At 45.8% G+C, this 20,478-nt stretch carries 18 protein-coding genes; 11 read left to right on the top strand and 7 right to left on the bottom strand.

The genetic code is table 11. The annotated features are described in order from the left end of the window. Nucleotides 1-42: 42 nt before the first annotated feature. Nucleotides 43-471 (bottom strand): hypothetical protein, encoded by a 429-nt coding sequence (locus C7475_RS10635; RefSeq protein WP_110053337.1) that lies wholly within the window; start codon nucleotides 469-471, stop codon nucleotides 43-45. 197 nt (nucleotides 472-668) lie between these two features. Here C7475_RS10635 and C7475_RS10630 point away from each other — a divergent pair, with 197 nt between their 5' ends. Together C7475_RS10630 and C7475_RS10625 are read left to right on the top strand one after the other, a co-directional pair. After that, nucleotides 669-1,715 carry a COX15/CtaA family protein gene (locus C7475_RS10630; RefSeq protein WP_110054032.1) on the top strand — a complete coding sequence of 349 codons (1,047 nt, stop codon included), beginning with the start codon at nucleotides 669-671 and terminating at the stop codon, nucleotides 1,713-1,715. Nucleotides 1,716-1,786: 71 nt separating this feature from the next. After that, the gene (locus tag C7475_RS10625) at nucleotides 1,787-4,042 is read left to right on the top strand and encodes a patatin-like phospholipase family protein (RefSeq protein ID WP_110053336.1); all 2,256 of its coding nucleotides are present in this window, start codon (nucleotides 1,787-1,789) and stop codon (nucleotides 4,040-4,042) included. 30 nt (nucleotides 4,043-4,072) lie between these two features. On the opposite strand, the gene C7475_RS10620 is transcribed toward C7475_RS10625, so the two are convergent. Beyond that, the gene (locus C7475_RS10620) at nucleotides 4,073-5,074 is read right to left on the bottom strand and encodes an alpha/beta fold hydrolase (RefSeq protein WP_110053335.1); all 1,002 of its coding nucleotides are present in this window, start codon (nucleotides 5,072-5,074) and stop codon (nucleotides 4,073-4,075) included. Between the two features lie 360 nt (nucleotides 5,075-5,434). On the opposite strand from C7475_RS10620, the gene typA reads away from it, so the two are divergent. The 4 genes from typA (at nucleotide 5,435) to C7475_RS10600 (ending at nucleotide 9,367) form a co-directional block, all read left to right on the top strand. Further along, complete coding sequence (gene typA / locus C7475_RS10615; RefSeq protein ID WP_110053334.1) at nucleotides 5,435-7,249, top strand: translational GTPase TypA; 1,815 nt, start codon at nucleotides 5,435-5,437, stop codon at nucleotides 7,247-7,249. A 105-nt stretch (nucleotides 7,250-7,354) separates the two neighbouring features. After that, nucleotides 7,355-7,975, top strand: coding sequence for an alpha-ketoglutarate-dependent dioxygenase AlkB (locus C7475_RS10610; RefSeq protein WP_110053333.1), 621 nt, complete (start codon nucleotides 7,355-7,357; stop codon nucleotides 7,973-7,975). A 21-nt stretch (nucleotides 7,976-7,996) separates the two neighbouring features. Continuing rightward, nucleotides 7,997-8,872, top strand: a complete 876-nt coding sequence (locus tag C7475_RS10605) for a hypothetical protein (RefSeq protein WP_110053332.1) — start codon at nucleotides 7,997-7,999, stop codon at nucleotides 8,870-8,872. Between the two features lie 60 nt (nucleotides 8,873-8,932). After that, nucleotides 8,933-9,367, top strand: a complete 435-nt coding sequence (locus C7475_RS10600; protein ID WP_110053331.1) for an META domain-containing protein — start codon at nucleotides 8,933-8,935, stop codon at nucleotides 9,365-9,367. 74 nt (nucleotides 9,368-9,441) lie between these two features. Here C7475_RS10600 and C7475_RS10595 read toward each other — a convergent pair whose 3' ends face one another. Continuing rightward, nucleotides 9,442-9,795, bottom strand: coding sequence for an IPT/TIG domain-containing protein (locus C7475_RS10595; protein ID WP_110053330.1), 354 nt, complete (start codon nucleotides 9,793-9,795; stop codon nucleotides 9,442-9,444). A gap of 264 nt (nucleotides 9,796-10,059) precedes the next feature. Next, nucleotides 10,060-12,216, bottom strand: a complete 2,157-nt coding sequence (locus C7475_RS10590; protein ID WP_110053329.1) for a S46 family peptidase — start codon at nucleotides 12,214-12,216, stop codon at nucleotides 10,060-10,062. A 171-nt stretch (nucleotides 12,217-12,387) separates the two neighbouring features. Here C7475_RS10590 and C7475_RS10585 point away from each other — a divergent pair, with 171 nt between their 5' ends. The 5 genes from C7475_RS10585 (at nucleotide 12,388) to recA (ending at nucleotide 17,086) form a co-directional block, all read left to right on the top strand. After that, a complete protein-coding gene (locus C7475_RS10585; RefSeq protein ID WP_110053328.1) occupies nucleotides 12,388-12,819 on the top strand; it encodes a hypothetical protein in 432 nt (143 codons plus the stop codon). A gap of 52 nt (nucleotides 12,820-12,871) precedes the next feature. After that, a complete protein-coding gene (locus C7475_RS10580) occupies nucleotides 12,872-13,537 on the top strand; it encodes a ribonuclease HII (protein WP_110053327.1) in 666 nt (221 codons plus the stop codon). Between the two features lie 46 nt (nucleotides 13,538-13,583). Further along, a complete protein-coding gene (gene rpoN / locus C7475_RS10575; protein ID WP_110053326.1) occupies nucleotides 13,584-15,074 on the top strand; it encodes an RNA polymerase factor sigma-54 in 1,491 nt (496 codons plus the stop codon). Nucleotides 15,075-15,118: 44 nt separating this feature from the next. Further along, the gene (locus C7475_RS10570) at nucleotides 15,119-15,811 is read left to right on the top strand and encodes a phosphatase PAP2 family protein (protein ID WP_110053325.1); all 693 of its coding nucleotides are present in this window, start codon (nucleotides 15,119-15,121) and stop codon (nucleotides 15,809-15,811) included. A 264-nt stretch (nucleotides 15,812-16,075) separates the two neighbouring features. Then, entirely contained in the window at nucleotides 16,076-17,086 is a 1,011-nt protein-coding gene (recA, locus tag C7475_RS10565; RefSeq protein ID WP_110053324.1) for a recombinase RecA, read from the top strand. A 131-nt stretch (nucleotides 17,087-17,217) separates the two neighbouring features. Here recA and C7475_RS10560 read toward each other — a convergent pair whose 3' ends face one another. The 3 genes from C7475_RS10560 to cysS all read right to left on the bottom strand — a co-directional run bounded on the left by C7475_RS10560 (nucleotide 17,218) and on the right by cysS (nucleotide 20,461). After that, nucleotides 17,218-17,844 carry a DNA-3-methyladenine glycosylase gene (locus tag C7475_RS10560; RefSeq protein ID WP_110053323.1) on the bottom strand — a complete coding sequence of 209 codons (627 nt, stop codon included), beginning with the start codon at nucleotides 17,842-17,844 and terminating at the stop codon, nucleotides 17,218-17,220. Between the two features lie 93 nt (nucleotides 17,845-17,937). Continuing rightward, nucleotides 17,938-18,927 carry a M28 family peptidase gene (locus C7475_RS10555; RefSeq protein WP_199236205.1) on the bottom strand — a complete coding sequence of 330 codons (990 nt, stop codon included), beginning with the start codon at nucleotides 18,925-18,927 and terminating at the stop codon, nucleotides 17,938-17,940. Between the two features lie 31 nt (nucleotides 18,928-18,958). Beyond that, nucleotides 18,959-20,461 (bottom strand): cysteine--tRNA ligase, encoded by a 1,503-nt coding sequence (cysS, locus tag C7475_RS10550; RefSeq protein WP_110053322.1) that lies wholly within the window; start codon nucleotides 20,459-20,461, stop codon nucleotides 18,959-18,961. Between the last annotated feature and the right edge of the window lie 17 nt (nucleotides 20,462-20,478).

The raw sequence follows: 20,478 nt of genomic DNA, 5'->3' as shown, positions 1-20,478 counted from the left end.
CACTATCTTTTTTTATGGTAGCAATATCTTTTTGTACGGATGTTATTGTACTGATACTGTTCTGTTGATGCTTGTTTCCGTTCTGATGTTTACGATCTTTTCTGCTAATCTGTTCCTGCCTCTTCTGATCTCGAAGGTATAGGCGCCATCCTGTAATTCCTGCATGTTGAATTTGGCCACATACAACATGGTAACAGGCAATGATTCCTGGTGCAGGGTGTAGTTGTTCGCATCCTTGATACTCAGGGTTACTCTTTCGATGCCGGGATTTTCAACAGTGATCTTAAACACAAGTGCTTCAGGATCAAGCTGGGCTACTTTGAGTTTAAATGCTGTTACCGGAGAAGGGGTTTCGTCATTGTCCGCTACCGTGCTTACTTTGGTGTTATTGTATGCATAGGTAGGTTCCTGGGCGCTCGCAAAAGATATGTTAATGAGTATAGCGGCTAATAAAAACGCTGTACGTTTCATACAAAAGTGATTTTTTTTGTTAGATGATGTTCTCTGTTTGTATTAGCTAATACATGGTTCCTTAAATCGCCGCAAAGATCGATGGGATACATTAACGGAAAGTTACGGGTAGGTTAAGATAGGATTATGAAAATGGAAAGGGGAGATGACGAATGTCATTCTTAATTGTCAATTGATACCTAACTTTGCTGGCGTTTATGGAAAAATCGAGATTACAACAGCAGCGGCCGGTGGCCATCTGGCTTTATATAGGTGTGGGAATGCTTATTGTCCAGGTTTTACTGGGGGGAATTACCAGGCTGACAGGCTCCGGGCTGTCTATTACTGAGTGGAAACCGATCTTAGGTGCACTGCCTCCGATGACGGAAGCAGCCTGGCAGGCAGCGTTTGACAAATACAAGGAGATCGCTCAGTATCAGTATGTGAACCGTCACTTCACGCTCGCTGATTTCAAATCCATTTATTTCTGGGAATGGCTGCACCGTAACTGGGCCCGGTTTATCGGGATCGTATTTGCCATACCATTCATTTACTTTCTGATTAAGAAGAAGATTGACCGCTCTATGGTCCAGCCAATGATCATCCTGTTCCTTCTGGGGGCTTTGCAGGGCGCTATCGGTTGGCTTATGGTTCAGAGCGGCCTGAATATGGAAGATCTCTATGTAAGCCATATACGGCTTGCTGTTCACTTCATTGCCGCGTTGATACTGTTGTGCTATACCTACTGGTTTGCGCTGAAGTTAAGCACCGATAAGCGGGAGATCGTCAAGGTACCGGGCATGCGTAAGCTTAATCTCTGGCTGCTGGGCATACTGACGCTGCAATTGATATTCGGCGCGTTCATGGCTGGTTTACATGCTGCGCTGGTGGCTAATACCTGGCCGGACATCAATGGCATGTGGTGGCCGTCAACCATGTTCACCCAGGGAAGTCTGCTAACCGATATAACACATAATGCTATTACCATACAGTTCATTCACCGTGGACTGGCCTATCTGATCACCATTCTGATCGTTATCTGGTGGTGGAAAGCTTCTGAAGCGCCCGGGCACAGTTTGCTGCACCGTATCCGCTATCTGCCTTTGCTGCTGGTATTGCTACAGGTAATGCTGGGTGTGCTGACCCTGTTGGGTAGCCAGGTACGAATTCCGCTCCTACAGGGAATATTACACCAGGGCGTAGGGATGTTGCTCTTGCTCTCTCTGGTATGGACCCTCTATCTCAGCAGAAATAAAGCAGTTTAGGATAGGAGATCGAAGATCCGGCTAAGAACATGTTAAACTTTTTCGTAAGTTTAGAGTAATTAGCGTAACGGATGAAAGTGAAATCATTGTTGGTCAGGCTCTTCTACTCTTTTCCTATACAACTGTTCTTGCTGCATTTCCGCAAGTACCAGGTGTTGCTGGTGTTCTGGGCTATACTTTTCAGCACTATCAATGGGGAATTCGCCAAAGTATTTGGGGGAGACGCTTTGTATCTCGCACCTGAGTACCTCGGCGATGTGAACTTCTATAGCACATCCATACTAGGATTAGCAACAGGCCTGTTCGTGATGAGCTGGAATATCACTACTTTCATTCTTCACACTGGCCGGTTCAAATTCCTTGCGACCACTGCACAACCTTTTTTTAAATACTGTCTGAACAATTCGATCTTTCCTATAGCCTTCATGGTGAACCTGCTTTTCCGTGGCTGGGAATATCAGCGTTATCAGCAGTTAAGCTCTGTACCTGAAATACTACTGCTTACAGAAGGATTTATCTGCGGATATCTTTTCATCGTCTTCTTCAGTTTTTTCTATTTTTTCAATGCGGACAGGAACATTGGCCGCAGGCTGGAAAAGAAGTTCGGCAATCCGCGCAATTTCCTGCGACTGGTGCTGAAGCCTACGCAGGAGAAGGATGAGAACGCGTTACCTGTGCATAACTATTTTAACTCACCCTGGAAGATCCGCCGGGCCAGGAATGTAGATCACTATAACAAACATTACCTCGACAGTATACTGAAGCAACATCATTTTGCGGCTATGATCACCGTGGGCTGTGCACTTATCTTTCTGGTCATCCTGGCGTTCCTGATGGATTATCCTGTATTCAGGATCCCGGCAGGTGCAAGTGTGATGATCTTTTTTGCGTTCCTGATCGGAGTGGCCGGCGCATATGCGTACCTGTTACAAAGCTGGGCGATACCGATGGTGCTGGTAATGTTGTTCGCGCTGAACTGGATGGTGGAAAACGATTTGCTGGATAATCGCAACAAGGCATATGGGCTGGACTATAAGGCGCGGAAGGAACGGCCGGAATACAGTGTAACGGCACTACAGCAATTCTTTACCTGGGAACGCGCAGAACGGGATAAGCAACAAACGATCAAGATCCTGGAAAACTGGAAGGCTAAACACAAAGGTCCGGGCAAACCGAAAATGATCGTCATTAATTTCAGTGGAGGAGGTTTGCGGTCTGCTACCTGGAGTATGAACGTATTACAGCGGCTGGATAAACTGATGAAGGGCGAGTTGATGAACAATACCTTCCTGATGACGGGCGCCTCGGGCGGTATGATGGGGGCATCTTATTTCCGGGCGTTGTATATGGAAAAGCAGCATGGGAAGGCAATCAATATGCAGGACAGTTCGTATACGGAGCGTATTTCCCGCGACCTGCTGAACTGTGTGTTCACATCTATGGCAGTGAATGATTTTATTACACCATTCCGCTCGTTCAAGATCGGCAATAACCGGTATGCAAAAGACAGGGGATTTGCTTTTGAAATGCAACTGAACAGCAATACAGGAAATGTGCTTGACGGCACGATTAACGACTATAGAGAGCCGGAACAGCAGGCGCAGATCCCGATGCTGATCTGGAATGCAACCATCAATGCTGATGGCCGCCGTCTGATCATTTCGCCTCAACCAGTCAGTTATTTGTGTGCACCGGAATATTCACCTAAAGTGAGGAATGTACGTGATGTGGATGGTGTTGATTTCTCCCAGTATTTTGCCAATCAGGACGCGGGCAACCTGCGTATAACTAGCGCTATCAGGATGTGCGCCACCTTCCCTTATGTGCTGCCAAATGTGTTCCTGCCCAGCACACCGATCGTGGATGTGATGGATGCAGGCATCAGGGATAATTTCGGCCAGGAGGCATCTATGCGTTTCCTGCACACCTTCCGCAATTGGATCAATGAGAATACCGACGGCATTGTTTTTATACAGGTGAGAGATACCCGCAAGAACGATATTAAGTCTATCAAACAGTCGATGAAGCTGAATGACATGATGTTTGACCCATTGTTCACTATGCAGCAGCACTGGAGCGCCATGCAGGATTTTGTGCAGGATAATGAGCTGACTTTCCTCGAAGGATATTTTCCGGGTAAATTCCATCGTGTCATTTTCCAGTATGTTCCTCAGAAGGAAGACAAGGCGGCAGCACTAAGCTGGCACCTGACTTCCCGTGAAAAGATCGACATTGCCGGAGCATTGGATAATCCTACTAATCAGGCTTCTTTCGACAGCGTGATGAATAATGTTGGCCGTCCGTTGCTAACGGAAGAAACACACTAGAAATATTCCTTAGATCAGCAGCCGGAGTAACTACTTCAGGAACTCCAGCAGCGGTTGAATAAATTGCGGATAAGCTTCGATATGTGGCGAGTGGCCTATACCAGGTATCGGTACCAGTTTAGCGTTTGGAATACGTTTGCTGACATTCAGTCCCAGTTCGGGATAATTCCCCATTGTTTTCTTCACTTCTTCCGGCACGCTGGCTTTGCCAAGCGCAGTGCGGTCACGTTGGCCGATGATCAGCAGGGTAGGGGCTTTGATATTTTCAAATTCATAGAAGACAGGTTGTGTAAAGATCATGTCGTAAGTGAGCGCAGCGTTCCATGCTACACGAGGATAATCAGCACCTGCCGTCCAACCTGCCTGCAGAACGGCCCATTTTTCGAAAGCAGGTTTCCATTGTCCGGCGTAGTAGTTGTCCAGCTGGTATTGCTTGATCTTTTCGAAGTTCTGCTTTAATTCTCCTTCGTACCATTTGTCTATGGATTGATAGGGGACTTTTACTTTCCAGTCTTCCAGTCCGATAGGATTTTCCAGGATGAGTTTTTCCACTACCTGTGGGTACATCAGCGTGAAACGTGTGGCCAGCATACCGCCCATTGAATGGCCTAAAACGGCAGTATTAGGAATTTTCAGACTGTCCAGCAGGGCTTTCGTATTCTGTGCCAGCAACTGGAAACTGTATTGCAGATGTGCGGGTTTAGCAGATTTACCAAAACCTATCTGATCGGGAATGATCACACGGTAACCGTTCTTACTCAGATCAGCAGCGGTGCTGTCCCAATAGGCGCCACAGAAGTTTTTGCCATGCAATAGCATGACCACTTTTCCATTGGGCTTTACGGGTTGTACATCCATATAGGCCATCTGGAGGGATTGCCCCTGTATGTTCAGCGTGATATGGCTAACGGGATAAGGGTACTGATATCCTGCCAGTTCGGCGTCGTAAGGAGTAATGGTTTGTGCGTTAGCGTTGTTGAAAAGAAATGTGAAAGCCAGGAAACAGGTAACAAAAATTAGTCTTCGTGTCATTATTCACAAATTGATGAGTAAATATGGGTTCCTGAACAAAAGTAGTGCCTGTAACAAGGGTAAGTGAAAAGAATGTGATGTATGGAAAGCGGGCTGGGCATGAGTGTTAAAAGTGAGATCTATGGATCTTAAGTGGTATTTTTGTACCAGGAACAGGTGAACAGGAATCCGGGATGTTTGGGCGTAACATGTTGTTATTTAGAGTATTACCAACCAGGAGCTTAAATTTTCGGTGAATCATTTGGATAAATGATCACAATTATTTAAAAGCGTATCCCCACTTTTTCCACATTTTATTGTAACTTTGCGCCTTCTTTGGCAGACCTGTGTCGACCAACCGGAACAAATTGAACAAGATTTATGAATATCCGTAACATAGCAATCATTGCGCACGTAGACCACGGTAAAACTACCCTGGTTGATAAAATCCTGCATCACACCAATGTTTTCAGGGCAAACCAGGAAACAGGTGAGTTGATCATGGACAACAACGACCTGGAAAAGGAACGTGGTATCACCATCCTGAGTAAGAACGTATCCGTTGAATACGGGGGGGTGAAAATTAACGTGATCGATACCCCAGGCCACGCCGACTTCGGTGGTGAAGTAGAAAGGGTGTTGAAAATGGCAGACGGTGTGATCCTGCTGGTAGACGCCTTTGAAGGTCCGATGCCTCAGACACGTTTCGTACTCCAGAAAGCACTGCAGCTGAATCTGAAACCTATTGTTGTTATCAACAAGGTTGACAAAGCGAACTGCCGTCCTGATGAGGTGCATGACGCGGTATTCGAACTGTTCTTTAACCTGGACGCCAGCGAAGAGCAGCTGAACTTCCCGACCTATTATGGTTCTGGTAAGAACGGTTGGTTCAACGATTCGCTGGAACAGTGTGAAGATATCACTCCACTGCTGGAAGGTATCCTGAAACACGTACCAGAACCAAAAATCCCGGAAGGTAACCTGCAGCTGCAGATCACTTCCCTGGATTACTCTACCTTCCTGGGCCGTATCGCCGTAGGACGTGTAGCACGTGGTACCATCAAAGAAGGCCAGCCGATCTCTCTGGTACAGACAGATGGCAGCATCAAGAAATCCCGTGTACGTGAACTTTACGTATTCGAAGCATTAGGTAAAAAGAAAGTGACTGAAGTACAGCCAGGCGATATCTGTGCAGTAGTTGGTCTCGAAGACTTTAATATCGGTGACACCATCGCTGACTTCGATGCTCCTGAAGCATTGCCTGTTATCAGCGTGGATGAACCGACCATGAACATGCTGTTCAGTATCAACAACTCTCCGTTCTTTGGTAAAGACGGTAAGTTCGTTACCTCACGTCACCTGCGTGACCGTCTGGTAAAAGAAACTGAAAAGAACCTGGCATTGCGTGTAGTTGATACAGACAGTGCTGATAGTTTCCTGGTATATGGCCGTGGTATCCTGCACTTAGGTGTATTGATCGAAACAATGCGTCGTGAAGGATTTGAGTTGACTGTAGGTCAGCCTCAGGTAATCCTGAAAACGATAGATGGCAAAAAATGTGAGCCGTATGAAACCCTGGTGGTTGACGTTCCGCAGGAGTTTGCGAGTAAAGTGATCGATCTGGTAACCCGTCGTAAAGGTGAAATGATGATCATGGAAACCAAAGGCGAAATGCAGCACCTGGAATTTGAAATTCCTTCCCGCGGTTTGATCGGTCTGCGTACGCAGATGCTGACCAACACTGCTGGTGAAGCTGTAATGGCGCACCGTTTCAACGATTACAAACCATGGAAAGGACCAATCCCAGGTCGTAACAATGGTGTGTTGATCGCGAAAGAAGCAGGTACCACTACAGGTTATTCCCTGGATAAACTGCAGGACAGAGGTTTCTTCTTTGTTGATCCGGGAGAAGAAGTGTACAAAGGCATGATCATCGGTGAGAACAACAAACCTGGTGACCTGGTAGTAAACCCGAATGAAGGTAAGAAGCTGACCAACATGCGTGCGAGTGGTAGTGATGCTGCAACCAGCATTGCACCTAAAACTCTGATGACACTGGAAGAATGTATGGAGTACATCCAGCATGATGAGTGTATCGAGGTTACGCCAAACCACATCCGTATGCGTAAAGTTTACCTGGATGAGGAAGACAGAAAGAGAAATTCTAAAGTAATGAAAGCAGACGGAGTTGCGTAAGCAGAAACGTCCTGAAGATATAAGCCGCCTCGTGAATAACGGGGCGGCTTTTTTGTTGACCCGGCACGCATATCAGATGCGCAGCCTCTTTGTATCTTTGTATTGATGGAGCCGCAAATACCATTATTCAGCGATCCCGCCAGTCAGCATATTACCCTGAAAGATGGTGAGCTGGTGTACTATCCGCAGTTCTTCTCCCTGCAGGATGCAACTTCACACCTGCATATGTTAATGGAAAAGATCCAATGGCAGCAGGAAAGCATGATGATGTACGGAAAGCCTGTCCTGTTTCCCCGTTTGATGGCATGGTATGGAGATACCGGCAGCACCTATGCTTTTTCCGGAAAAACTTATACGCCCGAAGGCTGGACAGATGAACTATTGAAGATAAAAGAACAAATAGAACCCGCAGCAGGCGTACGGTTTAACAGCGTTTTACTGAACCGCTACCGTGATGGAAAAGATTCTATGGGATGGCATGCAGACGATGAACCGGAATTGGGAAAGAATCCGGTCATTGCCTCCGTTAACCTGGGAGCAGTCCGGCGTTTTATGTTACGTCACCCGGAGGCCGGATTGAAATATGAACTGGAATTGCAGCATGGATCGCTGTTGATCATGAAAGGCGCCCTGCAACATCACTGGCAACATCAGGTACCCAAAACAACTAAAGTATCAGGAGAAAGAATAAATCTCACGTTCAGGGTGATACAGAGAGTGCGATAGAATAACCTAAAAGACGACGTCATGAAAAACCCCATCTTACTCATTGGCAATGACATCAATAACATGTCGAAAGGTCAAAGCTGGAAAGATCTTCTCAATGACATTGTTACATTCTGCCTGCCAGACGGTTGCATACAACTGGACGACAGAAAGCCATTCCCGTTATTGTACGAAGAGATCTTCCTGACGGCTATCCGCCGGCAACACATCAGGGAAGCAGAACTGAAGTCCTTTATTGCCAAGAAAACATTAAAAATTGAGCAGAATGATATACACGCGGCCATCCGGAACCTGGCGCCAGCGCATATTCTGACCACCAATTATGAATTTACACTGGAAGGTGAACTGCCATCGCAGAATGATGGCCTGATACTGGAGAGGATCTTCAGCATTTTCCGGAAATATAAAATAGGGAAAACGGATTACTGGCATATACATGGCGATTGCCTGAATCCGTTGAGCATCAACCTCGGTTTTGAACATTATGGCGGACAGCTGCAGCAGATGCGGAACTATGTCGTGTCCGGCACGACATATACGAGTCCGCAGGCGCCACGTCAGTCGCTGGTACAGCGTATAAGTCAGCATTTGCCGGTAAACGAGGATTCCTGGCTGGACTTTTTCTTTATGCAGGATATTCACATATTTGGCCTTTCGCTCGATTTTGTGGAGACAGACCTCTGGTGGCTGCTGACGTACCGGGCCAGGCAGAAATTTCAGAAGAATACCATTCCTGTCAGGAATGCACTATATTATTATATCCCTGCTGAACTGGTACAGAACGCCAAGTTTAAACTGGAAATGCTGGCGGCCAATGATGTAAAAGTGATCGAAATATCCGCTACGGATAAGCGGGCCTATTATGAAGAGGTACTCCGAAAGATCAGCAAGCTGTAAACTATATGGAGTGGTTTTTGTTCTTCAGCAGGTATCGTAACATCATTAAACCTCAAGATCATGATCAGATTAACAGCGATGCTCCTGGTACTCCTTGCCAATACCTGTAATCAGCAAAAGGCTGCAAAACAGCAGATCGGCAGCATACAGGACAAAAGATGGAGCCTTGTCAATATGAATGGCACCGCTCAGGAAAGATCACCCATATGGCTGGAATTTGATACTGCGACACATCGCTTTAGTGGTAATGGCGGTTGTAACAAAGTAGGCGGTGAATATGAACTGGATGGAAATGAGATCTCATTCGGTAAAGTAATGAGTACCCGGATGGCTTGTATGGACGCACAGGCCAATGAAAGGGAAAGTGCTTTCCTGCGCATGCTGAGTGACAGGACCTATACAGTGAAGTTTGAAGGACAGCAGATACAATTCCGCGATAGCGGAAGGATCGCGATGTTGTTTGAAGGATTCAAGAAAGTGGCAGTAAAAAAATAATAACGACTATAAATTAATGCGGCGTATACCGTGACAAGCGAAGTGCTTTCATGGATATACGCCGCATTTTCATATTATCTACCGGCCAGCATGATGATCTGATTGTCCACAAGGACAGTATCAGATACTTCATTACCTACTTTTACGGTTACAGCTATTTTAGCTGCTTTCCTAGCAGGAACGCTTACTACTAACTGGTTGTCAGATGCACTGATGATAGCGGCTTCCACACCATCTACTATTACTTTGTTATCAGTTGTAACATGACTGAAACCTTTACCTTTTATAGTCAATACGATATCAGTACCTGCAGGAAGTGTATCCTGAATACGTAAGGCTGTTTTTTCGGCGGAAGGATTTACATGACAACTGTACAGACAGCACATCACCATGGCTATAACAGCCACATTCATTTTCTTGTAAAACATACGTTATTCTTTTTTGGGGTTCAGGGTTTAAAACAGCGCATCTAGTGCATGGAGGCTAACCGCGACTGTTGGTTTTTTCAATTAAATCGGACGCGAAGATAAAGAGAACTCACGGATTAACAATGCGTATTAATACCTGAAGGTGAAAATTGAGTATAAGTGCTCGAAAAAAACAGGGACCTGTGGTCAGGATCTTTGCTGTAGTGTTTTGCAAAAATTCCTGATTCCAGATCCCTGATCCATGAATTGTGAATCCTGAATTAATTATTTAATCAGCTTCAATTCTTTAATGATATTACTAGCACCGCCGAGTTTATCAACACACCACAGCACATAACGAATGTCCACACAGATAGTACGGTTGTATACCGCGTCGAACTGGATCTTGTGGCTGAGTGCTTCGTAGTTGCCATCGAAGGCGAGACCTATCAGTTCACCGTTCGCATTCAGCACAGGAGAGCCGGAGTTACCACCGGTGATATCGTTGGTAGTGATAAAGCAGGTAACGATATCGTTTTTGCGGAGGTCCTTGTACTGACCGAAATCCTTCTTGTTATAAAGGGAAACATAGTTTTCCGGCAGGTCAAATTCGTAATCGCCTGGTTTATATTTTTCCATTACACCTTTCATGGTACACACATAATCGTACGCAACAGCGTCGCGGGGAGCGTATGGTTTTACCTGGCCGTAGGTGAGACGCATGGAGAAGTTCGCATCAGGATACCATTTCTTGGCCGGTTCCATTTCCATTCTTCCTTTCAGGTAAGCACGGCCCAGGTCATTGTTTTTGGTCACGAACTGGTTATACAGCGGCAAATATTTGCTGCTGAAGTTCTTGATGAACGCACTGGAATAAGCAAAAGCCGGATCTGTTTGCAGCGTTACAGCGTCAGGATTAGCGATGAATGCTTTCCAGCGTGCATCGTTCAGGATCATGGAACCGGACATCAGTGCGGAAGACCAGAGGCGGTAGGTATTGGAGTCGTCCAGGTTACCGAATTTCGCTTTGATGGCATCATAGAATCCGATAGGATGTTGTGCCACCGGGATATCTGTGTAGAACAGGTGGCAGGTAGCTGCGAGTATTTTCTGGTCGCTTGTTTTATCTTCTTCTTCGAGGAAGGCGGTACGTGCCTTATCTGCCGCCTGAATGCTTTGTTTGATTGCGTCTGTGGATGTACCGGCCGTTACCAGTGCTTTTTCCACAGCCTGCAGGCTACCTGCAAAAGCAGCCAGCGGAGAGCCCATAATACCTTCGTTTATATATACGCGGTGTTTAGCGTATGGGGTCCATGCTTTGTAGGAAGCAGCGTAATCAGGGAAGATATTGGCATATTCGGTTTTACCCTGCGCCCACTTTTCAAAAGCAGCTTCCTGCTGTTGTTTATCTTCCAGCACGTGGTACTTCTCAAGCTGTTTTGTTTCGCCGTCGAAGAATTTCCAGTAATTAGCAATGCCGGCATAGGAAGAAGCCAGTTTCAGCTTGATAGCGGGGTCTTTCTTCATCTGCTCGAACATATATTTCAGGCGAACGCTGCGAAGTGACACCACGGCAGGGTTTTCCACAGTTATTTTCAGCTTTACGCCTTCAGAGCTCTCATAACGGTTGGTACCGCCCGGATAGCCAAATATCATAGCGTAATCGTTCTCCTTGATGCCTTTGATAGACACTGGCAGGAAGTGTTTAGGTTTTAATGGCTGGTTGCCGGCGGCATATTCGGCCGGTTTACCATCCTTGTCGGCATATACACGGAAGATGGAGAAGTCGCCGGTATGACGGGGCCATTCCCAGTTGTCGGTATCTCCGCCAAACTTGCCGATACTTTCGGGAGGAGCGCCCACGAGGCGGATATCTTTATAACGTTCATAGACAAAGAGCAGGTACTGGTTGCCTTTGAACATAGGTAATACTTTTGCTTCGTAGTTGGTGCCGGTGATGGCCTGGCTAACGATATCAGCAAGGGTTTTCTGCTGAAGCTGTTGTCTTTCCTGGCCGCTCATGCCTTTGAGAGCGTCCTGCACCTGTTTGGTTACATCGTCCACCCGTACGAGGAATTGCACGGAGAGTCCTTTTGCGGGGATTTCCTGTTGCTTGTCAAGCGCATAGAAGCCATTTTTCAGGTAGTTATGTTCTACTGAACTGGCAGTAGCGATAGCATCATAACCACAGTGGTGATTGGTAAAGATCAGCCCCTGGTTGCTCACTATTTCTCCCGTACAGCCACCGCCGAAAATGACAATTGCGTCTTTCACAGACGCTTTATTAATACTGTACAATTGTTCTTTCGTCAGTTTCAGGCCTTTCTTCACCATGTCATTGTACACTTGCTGTCCCAATAAATAGGGCAGCCACATTCCTTCATCTGCTTTGGCGAATTGTGCCGCCAGCAGTAACAGAAGGAGCAGGAGATTTTTTTTCATAATTGGTTTTGTTTTTTAGAAAAAGCAGGCTCAAACCTAGCTAATTTTTCAATATGCGCCATACTGTCTGTGGTAAATGGTGAAGTAATGCCGGGGGGAAAACTGGAATGGCATTTGCAAAACAGGTAGTTCACAGGTTCAGTACACATAAGCTCACTTTAAAACCTACTTATGAAAAGAATATTGTTTTTGCTGACAGCAGCGGCTTTCATGGCTTGCCAGGAAGGTTCAAGGCAGGAGGAAAAGAAAGAAGAAATGAAGGAAGGTGTGGAAAAAATTGGACAGGATGTCAGGGAAACGGCTGCCGCCGCCGGGGAATATATGGATGCCCAGCGGGATAGTTTGCGTAAAGACCTGGAAGAACGCAGAGAGGAAATAGATCTGAAAATGGAGGAGCTCAAAAAAGACGGCTCTAAAAAAAGTGAAAAAGCGAGGGCTAAACTGGCAGATCTGAGAGATCAGATCGATGGTAAACTGACGGAGTTAAAAAGCAGCAGTGCAAGTACCTGGGATAGTACACGTAAAGATATTAATGTGTTGATGGAGAAGACGGATAAGGAGTGGAAGGAATTTAAAGCGGATTTCAAAGAATTATTCCGGTAGGGATAAGAAATGAAATTCCCTACCTTTACCACAATAATCATACTAAAAAGCCTTGTTACGTTCTTATCACCAAAAAGATATTGCTTTTGAAGCCGGTTGTGACGAAGCGGGAAGAGGATGCCTGGCCGGACCTGTATTTGCGGCGGCAGTAATATTACCGCCTAAGTTCAGAAATAAACTGCTGAATGATTCGAAGCAGCTGAAAGCTGCCGATCGGGATAAGCTGCGTATTGTAGTGGAAAGGGAAGCAATAGCCTATGCGGTGGCCAGTGTGGATAATCTGGAGATTGACAGGATCAATATTCTCCAGGCTTCTTTCAGAGCAATGCACCTGGCGCTGGAACAACTGAAGCAGCAACCGGGTTATATATTAGTGGACGGGAATCGTTTTATACCCTATGGAAATATTCCTCATGCCTGTATCATCAAGGGCGATGGCATATATGCCTCCATAGCAGCAGCCTCCATATTGGCAAAAACCTACCGGGACGAGTATATGCAGCAACTGCATGAACAGTACCCGCATTTTGGTTGGCTGGAGAATAAAGGATATCCTACACAATATCACAGGGACGCTATCCGTGAGCATGGTGACACGCCATTTCACAGGAAATCATTTAGATTGTTGCCCGAAGAGCAGCTGGAATTGGATTTTGATGCTCCGGTAAAAGAGTATACGGTTGTAAGAGTGGTTTCCCCGGAGGAAACACAGGATTAGGTAAAAACTATTGTTTATTAATTTTGCCCTTGGATAGGATTAGACTATGTTAAAGCAGACACAACAGCAGAAGCTATTACAGAAATTGTCGCCGCAGCAGATTCAGCTGATGAAACTGCTGCAGGTACCTACTGCCGTTCTTGAGGAGCGTATCAAGGAGGAGCTGGAGGAAAACCCTGCCCTGGAATACGGGGAAGAGGCGCATGAGGATGAATTTAAGGACCCCCAGGAAGAATTTAACAACAATGAAGAAGGGGAAGATGAGTTTGAGCCTGATGGGAGCGAAAACGAATATGATAATATTGACATCTCCGAATATGTAAGTGAAGGAGATGACGATATAGCCGACTATAAGCTACGGGATGATAATTACCCTGACCAGGATGAGAACAAAACCATCCCGGTAAGGGTGGAAACTTCTTTCCACGAGCATCTTTTGAGCCAGTTGGGAATGCTGGAACTGGATGACAGGCAGAATAGCATCGCAGAACAGATCATCGGCAGTATTGACGACGACGGTTACCTGCGCAGGGAAGTAAGTGCGATAGTGGATGATCTGTCTTTTTCCCAGAATGTTGCGACAGATGAAGAAGAGATCAGAGAACTGATACGCAGGATACAGGAATTTGATCCGCCGGGTATTTGTGCAACGGACCTGAAGGAATGCCTGCTGCTGCAGTTGAAACGGAAGCCGCAGGATGATCCTGGAGTTGTAGGAGCCTACCAGATCCTGGAAAACTACTTCGACGAATTTACCAAGAAGCATTATGAGAAGATCCAGAAGGGGCTGAATATGAGTGATGAAACCCTAAAGGAGGCAATTGGCCAGATCATCAGGCTGACGCCGAAACCGGGGGGTAACTTTGCTACACTGAACAAAGCGGAGAGCTATGTAGTGCCGGACTTCTTTATCCTGAATAATAATGGTAAGCTTGAATTGACACTGAATTCCAAAAATGCCCCGGACCTCCGGATCTCGGAAGGCTACAGGGACATGCTGAAAGAATATGACCGTGGAGACAAAAAGGATAAGCGTCAGAAAGAAGCAGTTTTGTTCATCAAACAAAAGATTGACGCAGCCAAATGGTTTATTGACGCAATCAAGCAACGGCAGCATACCCTGCTGTCAACAATGGAATCCATCATGGGATATCAACGGGAGTTCTTCCTGACAGGGGATGAGACGACCATGCGTCCGATGATCCTGAAAGATATTGCCGACATTACCCAGCTGGATATTTCTACCGTCAGCCGTGTAGCAAACAGTAAATATGTGCAGACGGAGTTCGGTACTTTTAAGCTGAAATTTTTCTTTAGTGAATCGTTATCGACCGATAGCGGGGAGGAAGTATCTACCCGTGAGGTAAAAAAGATATTATCTGACCTGATAGAGGGGGAAAATAAACGGAAGCCGCTCAGCGACGAGAACCTGACCAAAATGCTGCAGGATAAGGGGTACAATATTGCCCGCCGTACGGTGGCCAAGTATCGTGAGCAGCTGAATATTCCGGTGGCGAGGTTGAGAAAAGAACTTTAACGACGTGGCAACCGGTCCTGCCCTGAAGCGACGGAAATCTGTGAATGGAACAAGTAATTATACCCACAACTGATGATTCACGGCAGGAAAAGCCGGTATTTTCACCTGCATTGCGTAAGGCAGCGGAAGTGATCTCTTATCTGTCGCATCCCTTATTTTTGCCAATATTGGTAACCATGTTCCTGGCGAACGCGATGCCCGAATATTTTGTTCTGTTCAAACAGGACAGCGTTCGCTTTGCATTTGACAAGCTGTTTATCAGGGTACTGTTCTCAACATTGTTCCTGCCTTTATTTGTGGTGGCCCTTTGCAAGGCGCTGGGTTTTGTGACGTCTTTCCAGTTACGGTCACAAAAGGACCGTATCATTCCTTATATAGCCTGCACTACTTTTTACTTCTGGACTTATTTCGCCTTTAAGCGTGAAGCCGTAGCGCCTCCTTTTTTCAATGCATTCTTCCTGGGTATTTTTCTAGCCATCGTAATTGGTATGGTGGCTAATACTTATGTTAAGATCAGTATGCATACGATAGGATGGGGAGGAGTTGTTGGTTTCCTGCTGATGTTGATGATAGGAATGAACATGAATATCAGCCTGGTGCTGATGGTGGCGTTCCTGATCACTGGCGTAGTTGGTACTGCCCGTCTTCTACTGGGAGCCCATACCCCGGCGGAAATCTATGCCGGTTTTATACTGGGCATTATCTCACAGCTGATAGCATATGGTATAGCAGGATAAAACAGCCTGAAAAACTTTTTTTTGCTACGCACATCCAGTGCGTGCAGCCTGCTCATCTTTGTAGTGTTATTTGAACATTGACATATGCTTCTGTTGTGCGTTAGCCCTTAAACTTTTTATAAACAGCATAACAATAAATGTGAAAGGTTGATTCTATTTACTATAACATTTAGTATTTATGGCCAAAATGCTAAAAATTTTAGGATAATAGAAAATTAGATCATAACTTAGCACACCATTAAATTTGTAAAAAAACTTACTAAAATGTCTACAGCCAATACTGACAAACTCAAGGCGCTGCGCCTTACGATGGATAAGATTGAAAAGGATTTCGGAAAGGGATCCGTGATGATGATGGGAGAGAAAGGCACAGATCCGATGGAAGTAATATCAACTGGCTCACTGGGTCTGGATATTGCGCTCGGTATCGGTGGTTTCCCTAAGGGAAGGATCATTGAAATATATGGACCAGAGTCTTCCGGTAAAACTACCGTGGCTATACATACAATTGCAGAAGCCCAGAAGAAGGGTGGTATCTGCGCAATCATAGATGCGGAACATGCGTTTGACAGTTCCTATGCTCAGAGACTGGGCGTAGATGTGGATGCGCTGCTGATCTCCCAGCCAGACCATGGTGAACAGGCACTGGAAATTGCGGATCGTCTGATCTTGTCCGGAGCGGTGGACGTAGTTGTAATTGACTCCGTAGCTGCCCTGGTACCAAAAGGCGAGCTGGAAGGTGAAATGGGAGAAAGCAAAATGGGTTTACAGGCACGTCTGATGTCACAGGCACTGCGTAAACTGACCGCTACAATTTCAAAAACAAATTGCTGCTGCATATTTATTAACCAGCTGCGTGAAAAGATAGGAGTGATGTTTGGTAATCCGGAAACTACTACCGGTGGTAACGCGCTCAAATTCTACGCTTCTGTGCGTTTGGACATTCGTCGTATGACCCAGATCAAAGATGGTGATGAAGCTGTGGGTAACCGCGTTAAAGTAAAAGTAGTAAAAAACAAAGTTGCACCTCCCTTCCGCCAAGCTGAATTCGATATCATTTTTGGACAAGGTATCTCCAAAGTGGGTGAAATTATCGATATGGGTGTTGAATATGGCATCGTTCAAAAAAGCGGCAGCTGGTTCAGTTATGATACCAACAAGCTGGGCCAGGGCCGTGATGCTGTGAAGCAATTGCTTCTGGATAATCCGGAAGTTGCTGCAGAAATTGAAGGAAAGATCAAGGCGAAATTAGCAGAGCAACAGGCACAAGCTTAACAGGCACTAATGTGTAGTTAAGTACTGCCGCCTTCAAAAGAGTTGTTTTAGTTTTAGATATAAGCATTGGGTTAGTTAGTATTAACGTATATCCCTGCCTTCTCCTGGGCGGGGATTGTTTTTTTATCAATTTATTCCCCTGCAGTAGGTTTCATATCCTTCCAGGCCCATAAATAACGACAGGCATAAGTCCTGTATGGTGACCATTTGCCGGAGATCTTCAGCAGCTTTTCTTTAAAGGCTTTCTTATCGGTATTATCCAGCTTGTAAATTTTGATCATTGCCTGTTGTAAACCCCAGTCGTCGATTGCAAAAACATCATCCCGGCACAGATAAAACATCAACAGCATTTCTACTGTCCAACGACCTACACCTTTAATTTGCGTTAGGTATTTGATCACCTCATCATTGTTCATTTTTTCCAGCTTCTTATCCGTCAGCTTTTCTTCTACCGCAAACCGCGCGACGTTATGTACGTAACTTACCTTGGCGTTTGACAATCCGATAGCCCTCAAAGTAGGCGCCGGTGTATCAAGTACCTGTTGTGGTGCAGGCTCTTTGCCATCATATAATGCAAGGAAACGTGTGTAGATCACATTAGCCACTTTTACACTTAACTGTTGGCTCATAATAGATGCGATCAGCCTCAGGGGGATGTTTTTACTCTTTGAAAGTGCCGGAAGGGCCTCTGCCATGATGGCCGCGAGCTTTTTGTCTTTACTGAGATGTATCAGATATTCTTCTGTAGACTGTCTCATAAGTTCACATTTAAAAAGGGAATGCTCCTGATGAAGCAAGGTATTGAATTTTGCATCACCAGGAGCATTGCCGCGCCTGAAGTTCCGGAATATTTAGTACTCGAAAGGTTGCCTGTATATAACCTCAAGTATCGTTTGTCCTACTACCTGTAAGGTACGTTTGTCGATCACCGTCATATTATCATTGCTAGTATGCCAGTGTGGTACAAAGTTGCCGTTTGGCTGCAGGGCGATAATGTCGAATGTTGGAATGTTGGCTATCGTATTGACGTATACGTGGTCGTCCGTGATTCCGGCACCGATATTTTCATAACGGAAGTAATCGGAATACCCCAGCCGGTTAGCCACGTCCCAGAACATCTTCATCGGTCCGTATGCATACTGTTGAGAGCCGGCTTCCATAAAGAATTGAGATGCACGGCCGCCCACCATGTCCAGCAGCATACCATAGTTGGCTTTATACCCTGGCACATGCGGATTTCTCGCCCAGTATTGTGTGCCGAGGCAGAAACTGTTTTCTTCCTCACTCACACCATAATCTTCCACGTCTGTCAGTAAGATATCAATACCCACTTGTTGCTTCTCGGCATGGAGCTGGCGGGCTGTTTCGAGCAGTACGCCTACACCACTAGCGCCGTCATCAGCACCATCCAGCTGTTTTGTTTTATCAAAGGCATCCTGGTCTGCATGTGGACGCGTGTCCCAATGAGAAAGTAACAGAATGCGCTGCTTAGCCGCAGGATTAAAACTGGCGATGATATTAATGCATGGCAGCGATACTTTTTTAGGACCGATCACTGTTGTGCGCTGTACGTATACGGTATCTGCGAGTGGTTTCAATTGTTCGATCAACCAATCTGCACACTTCTTTTGGGCAGGAGTGTTTGGAATACGCGGACCAAAGCCTACCTGTTTGGCCGTATAGGCATACGCACTGTCTACCTGAAATACAGGCACTTTTACATTGGAAGTGGTAGCCTGTGGTGCATTTTTATCTTCCTCCTGCTGATTGGTTTTTCCCGGTTGCTTACAGGCAAACATTAACAATGCCGCGCCTGTAGCAATGCTGAATATCTTGTACATATTGAGAAATGGCTGTTTTATCATAACTGCTTTACTGTATGGAATAGGTCATACTACCGTCTTTTTCATCCTTCAGTTGTATACCTACAGATAACAGCTGATTGCGTATTTTGTCAGAAGCGGCATAGTCTTTACGGCTTTTGGCTTCTTTGCGCATTTCCATTAGCAGTTGTATTACACCATCCAGCTTACTGTTGTCAGTGTTAAGCGTTTCAGGTTGTAGTCCCAGTATTTCTATAAGGAAGGTCGTCCAGGTCTTCTGCAAAAGCTGGAAGGTTTCTTCGCTCAACTCGTGGATCTTTACCTGTCCACCCTTAATCGAGTTAATGACAGGGGCAAGTTCAAACAAGTTAGCCAATACCTTGGCAGTATTAAAATCGTCGTTCAGAAACTCATGGCACTCGTGGCACCAGTCACGTACCTGTTTATCCAGTTCCTCGTTCACCGGCTGCCCGTCCAGCGGAGCATAGGTGAGTTTCTGCAATACTTCGTAAGCAGACCATAAACGATGTAGTCCTTTCTCTGCAGCCTGTAGGGCTTCATTTGAGAAGTCGAGCGTACTGCGATAGTGTGTCTGCAACACGAAGAAACGGATGGTCATCGGGCTATAACCTCTTTCCAGCAAATGGTGGTTGCCGGTAAAAAGTTCAGTCAGTTTGATAGTGTTATTATATGCCTTACCCATCTTGCGGCCGTTGATGGTAATCATGTTATTGTGCATCCAGTAACGGGCCATCATATTTCCATGTGCAACCTGGCTTTGTGCGATCTCACATTCATGATGCGGGAATTGCAGGTCCATACCTCCACCGTGAATATCGAACTGTTTGCCAAGATACTTGTTGCTCATAGCAGAACATTCTATATGCCATCCCGGGAAACCTTCTCCCCATGGGCTGGGCCAACGCATGATATGTTCAGGCGGAGCCTTTTTCCAGAGGGCAAAGTCAACATTATTTATCTTTTCATCCTGACCTTCCAGCTCGCGGTTGGAGGTTTCCAGCATGTCTTCAAGTACACGTCCGCTAAGAATCCCATATTCATGGGTTTCAGCATATTTCTTTACATCAAAGTATACAGAGCCATTCTTTTCATACGCATAGCCCTTTTCCATGATCGTTTTGATCATCTCGATCTGCTCTATGATATGACCGGTAGCCGTGGGCTCAATGCTCGGCTCCAGACAGTTAAACTGGTTGAATGCCCAGTGGAACAGGTTCGTGTATTTCTGCACCAGTTCCATCGGCTCCAGCTTTTCCAGCTGGGCGCGTTTGGCAATCTTATCTTCTGCTTCACGGCCTTCTTCTTCGAAGTGGCCGGCATCAGTGATATTCCTTACATAGCGGACCTTATATCCCAGGAACTGGAGATACCGGTAAACGACGTCAAAGGTGATATATGGGCGGGCATGACCCAGATGTGATTCCCCCGATACGGTAGGACCACATACATACATACCGACATGTCCGGGATAGAGAGATGTGAATACTTCCTTTTGCCGCTGTAGCGAATTGTATATTTTAAGCTCAGACATATCAGATAATTTCAGGT

It is taken from the genome of Chitinophaga sp. S165 (genome assembly GCF_003182155.1).
Lineage (GTDB): Bacteria > Bacteroidota > Bacteroidia > Chitinophagales > Chitinophagaceae > Chitinophaga.
The sequence above is the reverse complement of the archived record's forward strand: the minus strand, read 5'-3'. Positions and strand labels throughout refer to the sequence as shown.